Source organism: Candidatus Arsenophonus nilaparvatae, assembly GCF_045346035.1.
In the GTDB taxonomy this organism is placed as follows: Bacteria; Pseudomonadota; Gammaproteobacteria; order Enterobacterales; family Enterobacteriaceae; genus Arsenophonus; species Arsenophonus nilaparvatae.
Genome location: NZ_CP158507.1, coordinates 1,793,597 through 1,809,339 on the forward strand (window position 1 = coordinate 1,793,597; position 15,743 = coordinate 1,809,339).

Annotated in this window: 10 protein-coding genes and 2 pseudogenes; 7 read left to right on the plus strand and 5 right to left on the minus strand. The window is 37.9% G+C overall.

Going from position 1 to position 15,743, the window contains the following annotated elements; translation table 11 throughout:
* The first annotated feature begins 4 nt into the window (after positions 1–4).
* Positions 5–1,108: pseudogene (gene trmA, locus WH390_RS08675) on the plus strand (tRNA (uridine(54)-C5)-methyltransferase TrmA).
* 308 nt (positions 1,109–1,416) lie between these two features.
* Positions 1,417–2,453: pseudogene (locus tag WH390_RS08680) on the plus strand (IS5 family transposase).
* A 132-nt stretch (positions 2,454–2,585) separates the two neighbouring features.
* On the opposite strand, the gene fabR reads toward WH390_RS08680, so the two are convergent.
* Entirely contained in the window at positions 2,586–3,227 is a 642-nt protein-coding gene (gene fabR, locus WH390_RS08685) for an HTH-type transcriptional repressor FabR (protein WP_032115841.1), read from the minus strand.
* Between the two features lie 211 nt (positions 3,228–3,438).
* Here fabR and sthA point away from each other — a divergent pair, with 211 nt between their 5' ends.
* A complete protein-coding gene (gene sthA / locus WH390_RS08690; RefSeq protein WP_406850559.1) occupies positions 3,439–4,836 on the plus strand; it encodes a Si-specific NAD(P)(+) transhydrogenase in 1,398 nt (465 codons plus the stop codon).
* Between the two features lie 35 nt (positions 4,837–4,871).
* On the opposite strand, the gene oxyR is transcribed toward sthA, so the two are convergent.
* The gene (oxyR, locus tag WH390_RS08695; RefSeq protein WP_032115839.1) at positions 4,872–5,774 is read right to left on the minus strand and encodes a DNA-binding transcriptional regulator OxyR; all 903 of its coding nucleotides are present in this window, start codon (positions 5,772–5,774) and stop codon (positions 4,872–4,874) included.
* Positions 5,775–6,397: 623 nt separating this feature from the next.
* Here oxyR and argE point away from each other — a divergent pair.
* From argE to glnG, 4 genes are all read left to right on the plus strand, one after another.
* On the plus strand, positions 6,398–7,552 hold the full coding sequence (gene argE, locus WH390_RS08700; protein ID WP_032115838.1) for an acetylornithine deacetylase: 1,155 nt from the start codon (positions 6,398–6,400) through the stop codon (positions 7,550–7,552).
* Positions 7,553–7,811: 259 nt separating this feature from the next.
* Entirely contained in the window at positions 7,812–9,221 is a 1,410-nt protein-coding gene (gene glnA, locus WH390_RS08705; protein WP_032115837.1) for a glutamate--ammonia ligase, read from the plus strand.
* Positions 9,222–9,369: 148 nt separating this feature from the next.
* Positions 9,370–10,410: a nitrogen regulation protein NR(II) gene (gene glnL, locus WH390_RS08710; protein ID WP_032115836.1), complete on the plus strand. Its 1,041-nt coding sequence runs from the start codon at positions 9,370–9,372 to the stop codon at positions 10,408–10,410.
* 9 nt (positions 10,411–10,419) lie between these two features.
* A complete protein-coding gene (gene glnG, locus WH390_RS08715; RefSeq protein WP_032115835.1) occupies positions 10,420–11,847 on the plus strand; it encodes a nitrogen regulation protein NR(I) in 1,428 nt (475 codons plus the stop codon).
* Between the two features lie 45 nt (positions 11,848–11,892).
* Here glnG and hemN read toward each other — a convergent pair whose 3' ends face one another.
* The 3 genes from hemN to WH390_RS08730 form a co-directional block, all read right to left on the minus strand.
* The gene (gene hemN / locus WH390_RS08720; RefSeq protein ID WP_032115834.1) at positions 11,893–13,266 is read right to left on the minus strand and encodes an oxygen-independent coproporphyrinogen III oxidase; all 1,374 of its coding nucleotides are present in this window, start codon (positions 13,264–13,266) and stop codon (positions 11,893–11,895) included.
* Between the two features lie 270 nt (positions 13,267–13,536).
* Positions 13,537–14,040 carry a Der GTPase-activating protein YihI gene (yihI, locus tag WH390_RS08725; RefSeq protein ID WP_032115833.1) on the minus strand — a complete coding sequence of 168 codons (504 nt, stop codon included), beginning with the start codon at positions 14,038–14,040 and terminating at the stop codon, positions 13,537–13,539.
* A 163-nt stretch (positions 14,041–14,203) separates the two neighbouring features.
* Positions 14,204–15,532, minus strand: a complete 1,329-nt coding sequence (locus tag WH390_RS08730) for an NCS2 family permease (protein WP_032115832.1) — start codon at positions 15,530–15,532, stop codon at positions 14,204–14,206.
* Between the last annotated feature and the right edge of the window lie 211 nt (positions 15,533–15,743).

Below are 15,743 nucleotides of genomic sequence, written 5' to 3' on the forward strand. Positions count from 1 at the left end.
ATACATGCTAAATAATTTGTCAATTACCCAATACAACTTGCAGTTAGCTGAAAAAATCAAATATTTAAACAGTATTATGCTGCCTTTTAATGCACCTAAACCAGAAATTTTTCGTTCTGATTTTTCCCATTATAGAATGCGCGCTGAATTTCGCCTCTGGCATGAAGGACCAGATTTATTTCATATAATGTTTGATCAAACGACTAAACAACGTATAAGAGTTGATTAATTACCTAGCGCTAGTAAATTAATTAATCAAATGATGCTTGCTTTAATTCCATTAATTAAAACTAAACCGCTTTTACGGTATAAACTCTTCCAAGTAGATTATTTATCAACATTAAGTAATAAGATTATTGTTTCATTAATTTATCATAAAAAATTGGAACAAGAATGGATTGAACAATCTAAACAATTACGTAGCGCTTTAATTAATCAAGGTTTTGATATACAACTTATTGGCCGCGCAGCAAAAACAAAAATTATATTTGAACAGGATCATATTGATGAGGTATTACCTATTTCAGGTAAGTCAATTATCTATCGCCAAATTGAAAATAGTTTTACCCAGCCCAATGCCGGAATAAATATCAAAATGTTAGAATGGGCGATTAATATTACTAAAAACACAAAAGGTGATTTACTGGAGCTTTATTGTGGAAACGGTAATTTTTCTATCGCACTAGCACAAAATTTTAATCGTGTTCTGGCAACCGAGATTGCAAAACCATCAGTAGCAGCGGCTCAATATAATATTGAAGCTAATAAAATTAATAATGTAAAAATTATTCGGATGTCAGCAGAAGATTTTACCCAAGCAATACGAGGTGAACGTCAGTTTAAACGCCTTGAAGGTGTTGATTTAACAAGTTATAAATGTGAGACTATTTTAATCGATCCGCCTCGCTGCGGTTTAGATGAAAAAACGCTTGAATTAGTACAAAAATATCCACGGATTCTTTATATATCCTGTAATCCTAATACACTTTGTCACAATTTAAATATACTCAATAAAACTCATAAAATTGATCGATTAGCTTTATTTGATCAATTTCCTTATACCCACCATATTGAATGCGGTGTTTTACTTGAGAAAAAACATATTTGAATGAGATAAAAACGCCATTAAAAAATATGGCGTTTTATTTTATAAGTCATAACAGCAAAAAATCTATCTAATGATAGCTAATATTATTTTTATTCTAAGAATATATTAAATAATATTGATATAGACAATATTTCTCTAACATTCATAATATTAAAAGTCATTTAAAAAACTAATATAGAAAACACCAATAAATAATTGCAATTTTTGGTTTACTGCAAAAAATTATTTATAGGGCACCTCGAAAAACCTAACCAGAGTTTGATTTCGCAGATAAAATTATCGAAAACTGACCTATTGCCCTGACCACCATGCAGAAAAGAAACGCCATTAAGTATGACCTCCTTGCAGACCAGTATCACCTACAGACGATTGACCAGTTGGTCGACCCTCTGGTCAAGATCGAAACCTGTATAGACTTTGCGCATCTGGCAGCGGAAATCGACCATGTGGTACCACGCCCTGTCAGCAAAAAAGGAGGACGTCCACCATTTCCAACCGAGACCATGGTTCGCATTTTAGTTCTAAAGCGTATCTACAACCTGTCTGACGAGCAGATGGAGTACCAGCTTTTGGACAGAATGAGCTTCAAGCGTTTCTGTGGGTTGCTCCATGCCATCAATATACCTGACCGTACCACTGTGTGGACGTTCGAGAACAGGATCGGTGAAGCTGGTGCTAAAGCCATTTTCGATGGTGTAACCTCACAGCTTTTGAAGAAAGGCTTTATAGCTCGGGGAGGCCAAATCATCGATGCCACCTTGGTACCTGCTCCGAAGCAGTCGTTCACGAAGGACGAAAAGGAGCAACTCAAGCAGGAAGCGATACCTGCTCATTGGAAACCAACCAAGCGGCGGCAAAAGATTTAGACGCCACGTGGACTAAAAAACACGGTAAGAGCCATTATGGCTATAAGCTTTCTGTGAACATGGACAAGAAGTACAAGTTCATCAGAAAAATCGTCACCGATACGGCCAGCACTCACGACAGTCAGCATTTCGAGAGGGTCATCGACAAGGCCAACACCAACCGTAATATCTACGCCGACCGAGGCTATCCCTCTGCGGAACGGGAAGCTTGGCTCAAGGCAAACGGCTATAGGAGCCAGATTCAGCGTAAAGGCCATCGAAATAAACCGTTGTCCAAGACTCAGCAAGGGCGCAACCACCGGATTGCAAAGATTAGGGCACGGGTTGAACATGCATTCGCGGCGATGGAACAAATGGGTAGAAAACTGATCCGTACCATTGGGCAAGTGCGCGCTAATTTTGCCATGACGATGATGGCAGCATGTTACAACCTAAAGCGGTTGGCGTACTTCCAGCGTACCGGCATCTTAGCTTTTTAACGCCCAGAATGGACAAAATGACACTGTCCATGGCAATGGACGGTAGGATTAGTAGCGGGGGGATCAAAAAACATCTAATTATTTAGAGACAAGCCGGAGAGCCATTGAAGATTTCGAGTTTTTCGAGGTGCCCTATAATTTAATATTATGTTTCTCCTGTTCACGACGATACCAATAATAGGCTCCTCGGGCGATCATTCTAAGCTGTAAAACTAATCGTTCTTCCAAAAGCTGCCTTTTTTCCTGATCAATATCTAATGCTTCTGCCACCGCACTAAATACTATAGTAACCATGGCTTCGGCTTCAATTTCAGTAAAATACCGAGGCATATTACTTTCCTGTTGCAAGTAGTCGGCCAATTCAGCAATAAAATGCTGAATTTCTCTGGCAACCGCCGCACGAAATTCAGCCGATGTACCTGAACGTTCACGCAGCAATAATCGAAAGGCATTCGGATTATTACCAATAAATTCCATAAAAGTAGCAACAGATGTTCGAATAACACTGCCACCTTTTGCAATACGCTGTCGTGCTTGACGCATTAATTGACGGAGCATAAGACCGCTTTCATCAACCATGGTCAATCCTAATTCATCAACATCACGAAAATGTCGATAAAAAGAAGTCGGTGCAATACCCGCTTCTCGGGCAACCTCACGTAAGCTGAGACTAGTAAAGCTACGCTCAGCACTCAATTGACTAAAAGCCGCTTCTATCAGAGAACGACGCGTTTTTTCTTTCTGCTTTGCCCTGACGCCTGTAATATTACTCACAGTAATTAATATACCTCTTCGATAATAATGTAACTAGGCTACTATACCAAATTTTAACAGATTTGCAGTGTTCTTAAGTTTAACTAGTATATAAGGAATTTCTGTTATTTATTAAAATGTAAAGCCTGAATCTTATATTTAAGCTTGATTAAAGAAGATAATGTTAATCTGAGTTGTCTATTCGTATTTACATAATAATAGGTTATACCGAATGCCACAGATTCAATTTGATACTATCGTTATTGGTTCCGGCCCCGGGGGAGAAGGTGCAGCAATGGGGTTGCTAAAGCAAGGGAAAAAAGTCGCAGTCATTGAACGTTATAATAAAATTGGTGGTGGTTGTACCCACTGGGGAACCATTCCTTCTAAAGCGCTTCGGCACGCGGTCAGCCGAATTATCGAATTTAATCAAAATCCATTATACAGCGATAAATCCCGGCTTTTACGCTCTTCTTTCTCCGACATTCTTAAACAAGCCGAGACCGTAATTAATCAACAAACACATATGCGGGAAGGATTTTACGAACGAAATGGTTGCAAAATGTTTGCCGGTGAAGCCTCTTTCATTGACCAACATAGTTTAAAAGTTCTTTATAATGATGGTACCTACGATACTCTATATGCTGAAAAAATCATTATCGCAACCGGTTCTCGTCCATACTGTCCACCCGATGTCGATTTTCAGCATTCACGCATTTACAATAGCGATTCAATTTTAACTCTCAATCATGAACCCCACCATGTTATTATTTATGGTGCAGGGGTAATTGGCTGTGAATATGCTTCAATTTTTAGAGGATTAGGGGTAAAAGTTGATCTTATTAATACCCGTGATCACCTTCTGTCGTTTTTAGACCAAGAGATGTCAGACGCTTTATCATACCATTTTTGGAATAATGGTGTTGTTATTCGCCATAATGAAGAATATGAAAAAATTGAAGGAACAGATGATGGCGTAATTATTCATCTGAAGTCAGGTAAAAAGGTTAAAGCCGATTGTCTATTATATGCTAATGGCCGTACGGGAAATACCGATAATCTAAATTTAGAAAATATCGCTATTCCTATTGATAATCGAGGTTTGATTAAAGTTGATGCTACCTATCGTACTCATAATAAAAATATCTATGCGGTCGGCGATGTTATTGGCTATCCCAGTTTAGCTTCAGCCGCGTATGATCAAGGTCGTCTCGCTGCCCGCGCGATAACAACGGGCCACCGCGATACCCATTTAATTGAGGATATTCCTACCGGGATCTACACCATTCCAGAAATCAGTTCTGTCGGTAAAACAGAACAACAATTGACTGCCATGAAAATTCCTTATGAAGTCGGGCGTGCCCAATTTAAACATTTAGCCAGAGCACAAATTGCAGGGATGAATGTAGGCAGTTTAAAGATCCTATTTCATCGCGAAACATTAAAAATTCTAGGTATTCACTGCTTCGGTGAGCGTGCAGCAGAAATTATTCATATTGGCCAGGCAATTATGGAGCAAAAAGGTGAAGGTAATACTATTGAATATTTTGTTAATACTACCTTCAATTATCCAACTATGGCAGAAGCATTTCGGGTTGCCGCACTGAATGGGTTAAACCGTCTGTTTTAACCCAATAAAGCTCAATATTAGTAGTAAGTAAACAATTAATTTTTACTATAGTATCGATACATTTGTTTACGAATTGCCTCAGCAAACTGCTCATGACAACTTCTAAGCGGTGAGCCAGGACGGTAAATTAAAACAACCGAACGTGAAGGAACAGGGTTAATACAATCAAGATAATAAACACCATCACGTTTTATCTCTTTCGGTACAGATAAATCTGGCAATAGTGTTATACCACTTCCGGCTGCCACCATGTTACGTAATGTCTCTAAACTGGTGGCACGAAAGTGGGTATCATCTTTTGCCCCAACCTGAAAACAATATCCCATCGCTTGATCACGTAAACAGTGTCCATCTTCCAACATAAGTAATTTCTGTCCAACAAGCTCACGCATTTCAATTTCCTTACGATTGAACCATGGATGTCCTTCATAAATAGCTAATCGCATAGGTTCCTCATATAGAGGTATTTCAATAAAAGCTTCGGTCTCCTTCACTTGCGCTAATATTGCACAATCTAGTTTGCCATTATTTAATTGCGCTAACAGATGGTGTGTTTGTGCTTCATGTAAATACATCTCCAATTTAGGAAATAAACGGTGTAATTCTGGAATGATGTGAGGTAAAAGATAAGGACCGATAGTAGGAATTAATCCTATGTGTAACGGGCCTGACATGCTTTCACCTTGTAAGGAAGCCATTTCCTGTAGTATTTTAACTTCTCGCAATACTGTTCTGGCTTGTTCAACTAATAATAACCCCTGCTGAGTAAACAGAACCTTTCGGCTTGTCCGCTCTAATAACATAACACCTAAATCGTCTTCCAATTTACGAATTTGACCGCTGAGGGTCGGTTGACTAACATGGCAGGCATCTGCAGCACGCCGAAAATGTTTATGCTCAGCTAATGCAACAAGGTACTCCAAATCACGAATATTCATGCCTACTCCTTCCCTAAATACAAATTTGATAGAATCAACCTATCTATTCATCATAATGGATCCAGTTTTCCTATCAACGAAAAAATTCGGCAAAAAAATTTATCTTCATAATTTATAGACAAAACGAATAAATTAAACGCTTTCGCGGTGAGTTGTTTAGCGCCAATAACTGATTCTACTAAGCAGCTAATATTTCACAACTAAGTTACGACCATAAATCAATGCTTCAACACCCTATTTATTGAAATTCAGATTCACTAAGCATCGATTGAACACATCACCAATAAAGACTTAACTAAACTTTTATGAACAAATTAATGGTCATTGCTGAATTTAAATCGATATATTGAAATAATTATTTTATCAATAATATTATTATGTTAAAGCAAATATTTTTTTAATTCTTAAATAAAATCTTTATATCGAAATATATTAATCGACGATCCTATACGCCATTAATTTTCCTTTATCCTGTATATATTGTTGTTATCAATTAAAAGAAAAAATTTGTATCATCAACCCTCTCATTAATAAATCTTGTACACTGAACTAACATTAATTGTTGTATTTTTTTTCAATGAAATGCATGAGTACTGAAATTTTAGTCATTAAGGCTGACAACAGTGAAAAACAAACTGCCCACATTTATTGAGTTATACCGTCAATTAGTTGCCATACCATCAATTAGTTCTGTCGATGCAAGACGCGATCTAAGTAATGAAACATTAATTAATCTACTGGCAGAATGGCTTACGACACTAGGTGGTAAAATAACCATTCAACCTGTACCAGATAGCCGCCATAAATTCAATTTACTGGCTACTTTTGGCCAAGGAGAGGCTGGATTACTACTTTGTGGGCATACTGATACGGTTCCTTTTGATGACGGGCGCTGGACAAAAAATCCTTTCCAATTAACGGAATATAAAGACAAATTATATGGTTTAGGTAGCGCGGATATGAAAGGTTTTTTCGCTTTTATTATTGATACTTTACGCAATGTCGATATTGATCAGTTACAGCATCCCATCTATATTCTGGCAACCGCTGATGAAGAAACCACCATGGCCGGAGCACGTTATTTTGCTGCAACTGCAGAAATTCAGCCTGAATTAGCAATTATAGGTGAACCAACTTCATTGCGACCGATTCGCGCACATAAGGGGCATATTGCCAATGCCATTCGTATTACCGGTCAATCTGGCCATTCAAGTGATCCGGAACAGGGTATCAATGCGATTGAGTTAATGCATGAAACCATTAGTCAGTTAATTTTGCTTAGAAATAGACTAAAAACCGATTACCACAACAAGGCATTTGATATTCCCTACCCAACAATGAATTTCGGACATATTCATGGTGGTGATGCCGTAAATCGAATTTGTGGGTGTTGTGAATTACATATCGATATTCGTCCACTACCCGGTCTGTCACTAAAAAATTTGGATGAATTGTTACATGCCGCACTTAAACCGATTAAACATCGTTGGCCTGATCGCTTAACTATCGAAGAACTTCATCCGCCTATTCCCGGTTTTGAATGCCCAATAAATCATAACATTTTGAAAATAATTGAAAATTTATTAGATAAAAAAGCTCAAAGCGTTAATTACTGCACCGAAGCGCCCTTTATTCAAACGCGATGTCCAACATTAATATTAGGGCCAGGTTCGATAGAGCAGGCTCACCAACCTGATGAATTTATTGAACTTAAATATATAAAACCGACAATTGAATTACTTTCACAAATGATATCCCATTTTTGCTTGAAAAAATAAACTACTAAATTGGGAATAAAATAAGACCAGCTCTATCTTTTTTTCAACTACCGCACCATGATTGTGCTTTAATAGCATCCGATTTGCACAATAATGGTGCAGTTTATTATTCGATTTATGATTATTTACTAATAAATCATTAAAAAAGCATCTATTATCAGTTATAAAAATTTGGCATGATTTTCGCATAGTGAATAATTAACTATAGTAAAACTTTTTGGCACTATGTTCAAAATAGGATCCAATCAGGAGAATCTTTATGTCTGTTGAGCATGTTTTATCCATGATCAAAGAGCACCATGTTAAATATATTGATCTACGCTTTACCGATACCAGAGGTAAAGAACAACATATCACTATCCCTGCTCACCAAATTAACCAAGATTTCTTTGAAGAAGGTAAAATGTTTGACGGTTCGTCAATTGCCGGTTGGAAAGGAATTAATGAGTCAGATATGATGCTTATGCCTGATCCTGAGACGGCAGTATTAGATCCTTTTTTTAGTGATTCAACCCTAATTATTCGCTGTGATATCCTAGAGCCCCACACTCATCAGGGCTACGAACGAGATCCACGTTCAATTTCTAAACGCGCCGAAAATTTCTTACGTAGTAGCGGTATTGCAGATACGATATTATTTGGACCTGAACCTGAATTCTTTGTGTTTGACGATATTCGCTTTGGTAACAATATTTCTGGTGCTTATTATCATATCGATGATGTTGAAGCAGCCTGGAATTCTGGCGCACATTATGAAGATGGCAATAAAGGTCATCGGCCAAGCGTTAAAGGTGGTTATTTTCCTGTCCCTCCCGTTGACTCTTCACAAAATATGCGCTCCGCTATGTGTTCCACCATGGAGAAAATGGGATTAATTGTTGAAGCACACCACCATGAAGTTGCCACCGCAGGCCAAAACGAGGTTGCTACCCGTTTTAATACCATGACTAAAAAGGCCGATGAAACACAAATATACAAATACGTGGTGCACAATATTGCCCATTCTTTTGGTAAAACAGCAACATTTATGCCAAAACCACTAGTGGGTGATAATGGCTCTGGTATGCACTGTCATATGTCACTGGAAAAAAATGGCAGCAACTTGTTTACCGGTGATAAATATGGCGGGTTATCTGAAATGGCACTTTATTATATTGGCGGTATTATTAAGCATGCGCGAGCTTTAAATGCCTTTACTAATCCAACCACCAACTCTTATAAACGTCTGGTGCCAGGTTTTGAAGCACCTGTAATGTTGGCTTACTCCCCACGTAATCGTTCAGCTTCTATTCGCATTCCAATCGTTGCTAATCCTAGGGCATCGCGTATTGAGGTTCGTTTCCCAGACCCGGCTGCCAATCCGTACTTAGCCTTTGCGGCACAATTGATGGCAGGTCTCGATGGAATTATTAATAAAATTCATCCGGGTGAAGCAATGGACAAAAATTTATATGATTTACCCGCAGAAGAAGCACAAGAGATCCCAACCGTTGCCAGTTCACTGGAAGAAGCACTACAGGCATTGGATGCTGATCGGGAGTTTTTGAAACGGGGTGAAGTATTTACTGATGAAACGATTGATGCTTATATCAATTTATTAAAAGATGATGTTCAACGTATTCGGATGGCACCTCACCCATTAGAGTTCGAAATATACTACAGCGTTTGATAAGCCATTCTCCGCTGAGTATTTTTGTTGTATTGTAATATTTACCTCATCTTTTGATGAGGTTTTTTTGCATGAAAATTGAACAAAAACTCTTGGTTTATACTCAAATATGTTAATATGCACTAAAAAGGTGCAGGAGTAAGACCAAGTGAAAATTGATAATTTACCAATTGGCGATCATATTTTAGATTGTTTATTGCATAATATTCTATTACTCGATAATGAACTCATTATCCATTACGCTAATCATGCTAGCTGCCAATTTTTTTTAGCTAGCCCAAGAAAATTACTAGGTACACCGCTACCAGTACTGTTTGATTATTGTTCGCTTAATATGAATTTAATGCAAAAAAAAATAAAAAAAAATCTAAGCTTTACCGATAATGACGTTACTCTGGTTATTAATAATCACTCTTATATCGTGACTATCAGTGCGCAGCCCATTTCACCATGCTTTATTTTGCTAGAATTTTCGCCAGTCAATCACCATCGCCGTTTAGATCAAGAACAATCATTACAAAGCGCATCACGTGAATTAATCCGTACTTTAGCTCATGAGATAAAAAATCCATTAGGTGGTTTACGTGGAGCAGCTCAGCTGTTAGCCAAAACCCTTTCTAATTCTAATCAGTTGGAATATACCCAAGTTATTATTGAGCAAGCCGATCGCTTGCGTAATTTAGTTGATCGTCTACTTGGCCCCCAACATCCTGGCGCAAAAACAAAACAGAATATTCATCAAGTTGTTGAGCGTACTTTCCATTTAATATCACTGACACTACCGGAAAATATTAAACTAATAAAAGACTATGATCCCAGTTTACCTGAGTTTGCACACTATCCGGAACAAATTGAACAGGTATTACTCAATTTAAGCCAAAACGCGATACAAGCAATGGAAGAAAACGGTGGAACCTTGATTATACGGACTCGCACCGCATTTCGAGTGACATTACATGGAAAAACGTATCGACTTGCTGCCCGGATCGATATTGCAGATAATGGTCCAGGCATCCCGTCACAGATACAAGATACGCTGTTTTATCCAAGGGTCAGTCATCGTAAAGGTGGCAATGGTTTAGGACTCTCAATTGCACAAAATATTATTGATCAGCATGCTGGCAGGATCGAATTTTCCAGTTGGCCTGGCCATACACAATTTTCGATTTATCTTCCTATTAAGAATTAGGTAACTGATATGCAAAAAGGTACGGTGTGGATCGTTGATGATGATAATGCCATTCGTTGGGTTTTAGAACGAGCGTTAAATAATGCCAACATGGAATGTCGCAGTTTTGAAGATATTCAAAGTGTACTGGCTGCATTAGAGAAAACCTGTCCAGATGTTTTAATCTCTGATATCCATATGCCAGAAAACGATGGATTATCATTACTGACAAGACTTAAACAAAGTCATCCTAAATTACCGATTATTATTATGACTGCCCATTCAGATCTCAATACCGCAGTTAATGCCTATCAACAAGGTGCTTTTGATTATTTGCCAAAACCTTTTGATATTGACGAAACGATATCGTTGGTTGAACGCGCACTTAATTATTATCGCAATCAACAATCGAGTAGTGGATCAAATTCTTTTCCGACCGCTCCTGTCACCAAGATTATTGGTGAAGCACCAGCCATGCAGGAAGTTTATCGAATTATCGGTCGCTTATCCCGCTCCTCGATTAGTGTACTTATTAATGGTGAGTCAGGCACTGGTAAAGAGTTAATTGCGGATGCACTTCATCGCCATAGTCCTAAAGCAGCAGGGCCTTTTATTGCGTTAAATATGGCAGCTATCCCTAAAGATCTGATTGAATCTGAGTTATTTGGCCATGAAAAAGGCGCTTTTACTGGCGCCAGTCAGGTCAGGCAAGGGCGCTTCGAGCAAGCGCATGGTGGTTCACTTTTCCTCGATGAAATTGGTGACATGCCACTTGATATTCAAACTCGCCTTTTACGCGTATTGGCTGAAGGCCAGTTTTATCGGGTTGGTGGTTATACACCGATTAAAGTTGATGTCCGTATTATTGCCGCAACCCATCAATGCCTTGAGCAACTAGTACAAGAAGGAAAATTTAGAGAAGATCTCTTTCATCGCCTCAATGTGATCCGCATTCCGCTTCCACCATTGCGTGAACGGACTGCAGATATTCCACATTTGGCCAGCCATTTTTTACGCCAAACAGCACAAGAACTTGGCGTCGAGAGCAAAATTTTGGCACCACAGACAGAAACTATCTTAATGTCTTTACCTTGGACGGGTAATGTACGCCAGTTAGAAAACGTCTGTCGTTGGCTTACAGTTATGTCTTCCAGTCAAGTAATATTGCCGCAAGATCTGCCAAGCGATTTGCAACAAAATCAACAATTTCTCTATTCGCCTAAAAAGAAACCTGCGGCAAATAACGAAATATGGCTTGATCCACTTGCCAATTGGACAAAAACCGAACTCGAAAATAATAAACAGAATTTACTACAGGAAGTTTTACCGCAGATTGAACGAACAATGCTTGCATGCGCTTTAATCCATACCAAAGGCCACAAACAAGAAGCCGCTCGCTTACTCGGCTGGGGGAGAAATACTATTACTCGTAAATTGAAAGAATTTGGTATCGAGTAGTAAAAAAGAGCTGAAGTGTACAGCTAGACTATTCTCTGTAACCAACTAAATCACACGTGAAAATTGACATTGACGCATTTTGTTGCGCAAATAAATATCAAAACACATACATATATTACGAATTAATAATCGGCCTTTAGGGGTAATTTGTAGCTGTCTTTGACCAACAATCACCAAACCATCTGCTATCATCGGTTGTAATAACTGTAAATCTGCAGAAAAATAATTTTTAAAATCAATCTGATAGCAATCTTCAATTTGACCATAATCTAAATGAAAATTGCAGATCAAAGTTTTGATGACATCACGTCGAATACAGTCATCCTGTGTCAAAGATAAACCTTTCCACAATGCATGTTGATGATTTTCAATGGCCTGATAGTAGGTGCTTAAATCTTTTTGATTTTGTGCATAATGATCGCCTAACATGCTAATTGCTGACACGCCAAGTCCGAGTAGATCACAGTTTTGCTGAGTGGTATAGCCCTGAAAATTACGATGTAAAACCCCATTACGTTGTGCAATAGCCAGTTCGTCGTTAGGTTTAGCAAAATGATCCATACCAATAAATTGATAACCATTTTGTGTTAAGGTGAAAATCGTTTGCTGCAAAATAGCCAGTTTTTGTTCCGCTGTCGGTAAATCTTGCGGTTTTATTTTGCGTTGTGCAGCAAAGAGAGCCGGTAAATGGGCATAATTAAACACACTTAAACGATCAGGCGAAAGGGCTAATACTCGCTCTAAAGTAAAAGCAAACGTTTCCGCTGTCTGTTTCGGTAAACCATAAATCAAATCGATACTGGTAGAAATAAACCCCGTGTCTCTGGCTCGTTGAATCAAAGCGAAAATAAAATCTTCATCCTGCTGGCGGTTAACTAAATGCTGTACTTGTTTATTAAAATCCTGTACGCCCATACTCAAGCGGTTAAAACCCTCGTAGCGCAAGTGATCAATAATATCCAATTCTATTTCTCGCGGATCAATTTCAATTGATATTTCGGCATCGGTGGCAAAATGAAAATGCGATTTCAACATTGCCAATAGTTGGCTGATCTGGGATTTACTCAAATAGGTTGGTGTCCCACCGCCCCAGTGCATTTGGGTAACAGTACGATTAGTAAATAATTTCGCTTGTTCTATGATCTCTTTTGCTAAAATCAGCAGATAGTTATCTACTTTATGTTTATGACGAGTCACCAACTTATTACAGCCACAGAAATAGCACAGTTTATGACAAAACGGAATGTGTACATAAAGAGACAGCGGTCTGTCAGGATAGCGACTGGCAGCAATAGCAAAATCACTATCACTGTAGTGTTGATTAAATTCTAACGCAGTAGGATAAGATGTATATCTGGGCCCAGCATAGTTATATTTTTGAATGAGGGAAAGATCCCAAATAATACCCTGCTCTGACATATTTTTATCCTTCAATAATAACTATCTGCTATCTTATAGCCAGACTCACATTACTGTATTTGCTGCCACTATCTTAACTGATGAGAGATTATCATAAGATGATGTAAATGGAATAATCATCCAATTAATCAAACTATTTAAGATCAGTAATATTGATAATCAAAGATAATTATTAATAAATTATTTGTGATTAATCAGTAATAAATATTACTATTTTATTAGGCAGTAACACCCATTTTTACTATTAAATAGTTATGAAACAAACAATGCTTACTTCCCTTTTAAAAGCCGCATAATATCATCTGGTTTATCATCATCTTCTTCGTCATCAAGCTCAATACCAACTATTTTTAGTAAAGTATCAATGCGATCCAATTTACTATCAACATAAGTCATTTCATCTTTGGCCAATTTTTTACCTTCTTCAAGATCAGTTAATAACGCGGCCAGACGTTCATCATTTTCCAATAATACCAACTCTTCTGCGGGTGATAATATTGATTTTTCTACCTTGTTTATTTTTTGCTTGTTGGTATTTAAGGCTTTTTCTTCTTTAGCATCAATGAGTAGAGGGATCGGTTTCTTACTACCAATGCGCGGATCTTTCTCCATTGATGGATAATTGTTATTTTGTGCATTAGATCTTTCTTGATAACGACTACCTGCTATATGGCCGCGCTTTTTTTTCTGTTTTTTTCGTTCACGACTGGCTAAATTTAGCGATTCACGATTTTTTTTCATCTTATTAGCTGCTTTTTTCTTATGCTCCGACATAACGGGTTTTCTCTCATTGCTGATTTTCAATTCTATATTTAACACAATAATATGATATGTGGATGACTTATACTAGATACGGTAAAATTAGAATAAATAAAAACTTCAATATAATAATTATCGAAGTAATGTAAATAAATTATTCAGTTATTTATCAATACTATTACACATCAACCAAAATAATTTTTGCAATAAATAACAGCGAAACAATAACGACTGCCAAACCAATTTCACGCCACCGTCCTGTTCCTATTTTCATGACACAGTAAGCAATAAAACCTAACGCGATACCTTCAGTGATGGAAAAACTAAAAGGCATCATAACCGCTGTGATAAAAGCGGGTACTGACTCGGTTAAATCATGCCACGCAACACGTGTTAGACTCGATGTCATTAAGACACCAACATAGATCAGTGCACCAGCTGTTGCATAGGCGGGTACCATACTAGCTAGCGGTGAAATAAAAATTGTTAATAAAAATAGCGCGCCAACCACAATTGCGGTTAATCCAGTACGTCCACCTATCGCAACCCCAGAACTACTTTCAATATAGGCAGTTACTGAAGATGTTCCCATTGCACTGCCTGCGACCGAACTTAAACTATCAACATAAAGCGCCTGTTTCATCTGCGGAAATTTACCTGTCTTATCAGCCAAACCCGCTTTATCGGTAACACCAATTAAGGTTCCTGAAGAATCAAACAGGTTAATCAGCATGAAAGAGAAAATAATGCCAGACAAACCAATATCTAATGAGCCAATCATATCAACATGTCCAACAACCGTCATGATGCTAGGTGGTAGCGCAAAAACACCATTATATTGGACATCACCAATAATCATCCCAATCAGCGTGGTGATCACAATAGAAACAAGCACCGCAGCATGAATATTGCGCGCCGCTAACACGACAATGATAAAAAATCCCAAGATCCCCAATAACACATTCGATTGAGAAAAATTACCAATCGCCACCAAGGTATCTGGATTAGCAACAATTATGCCAGCATTTTTCAATCCCATCATGGCAATAAATAAACCAATACCACTGGTAATACCAACCCGTAAGCTTAAAGGGATATGCGCAATGATCCAGTAGCGAATATGAAAAAGTGTTAAAAGAAATAAACCAACTGCTCCCCAGAAAATTGCTCCCATCGCCACTTGCCAGGAATAGACCATAGCACCAACAACGACAAAAGCAAAAAAGGCATTTAATCCCATCGCAGGAGCAACAGCAACCGGTAAATTGGCGACGAGCCCCATCATAATACTACCTAACGCTGCAACCAGGCAGGTAGTGACAAAAACAGCTTTAATATCCATTCCCGCCATTGATAGAATTTGTGGGTTAACAAAAACGATATAAACCATTGTCAAAAACGTCGTCAATCCGGCAATGATTTCTGTTCGAACTGTCGTGCCATGTTCATGTAATTTAAACATGCGCTGAAGCAAACTCTGTCGTCTGATCGGATCTGTTTTGTTCATATATTTAGCCTAATAAAAAAGTTTTTTTGCTCTATCCTACAATAAAATTAATCCAAATAGTTAATTATAAAACAGAAAAAGGAAAACAATATCTAACATAATTATGCGAATGAATATTCAACACAGTCATTACGTTGAAATAAGGCTTTGTGGAATCAAAAAGAGAGTGATATAAATACCAGCGAATCAACCACTCATGTCACCAATCTTT

Excerpts from the sequence above, each read along its gene's own strand:
- sthA (WP_406850559.1), top strand. The coding sequence starts at position 3,439 with ATGCCACAGATTCAATTTGATACTATCGTTATTGGTTCCGGCCCCGGG.
- oxyR (WP_032115839.1), bottom strand. The coding sequence starts at position 5,774 with ATGAATATTCGTGATTTGGAGTACCTTGTTGCATTAGCTGAGCATAAA.
- glnA (WP_032115837.1), top strand. The coding sequence starts at position 7,812 with ATGTCTGTTGAGCATGTTTTATCCATGATCAAAGAGCACCATGTTAAA.
- glnG (WP_032115835.1), top strand. The coding sequence starts at position 10,420 with ATGCAAAAAGGTACGGTGTGGATCGTTGATGATGATAATGCCATTCGT.
- hemN (WP_032115834.1), bottom strand. The coding sequence starts at position 13,266 with ATGTCAGAGCAGGGTATTATTTGGGATCTTTCCCTCATTCAAAAATAT.
- yihI (WP_032115833.1), bottom strand. The coding sequence starts at position 14,040 with ATGTCGGAGCATAAGAAAAAAGCAGCTAATAAGATGAAAAAAAATCGT.
- WH390_RS08730 (WP_032115832.1), bottom strand. The coding sequence starts at position 15,532 with ATGAACAAAACAGATCCGATCAGACGACAGAGTTTGCTTCAGCGCATG.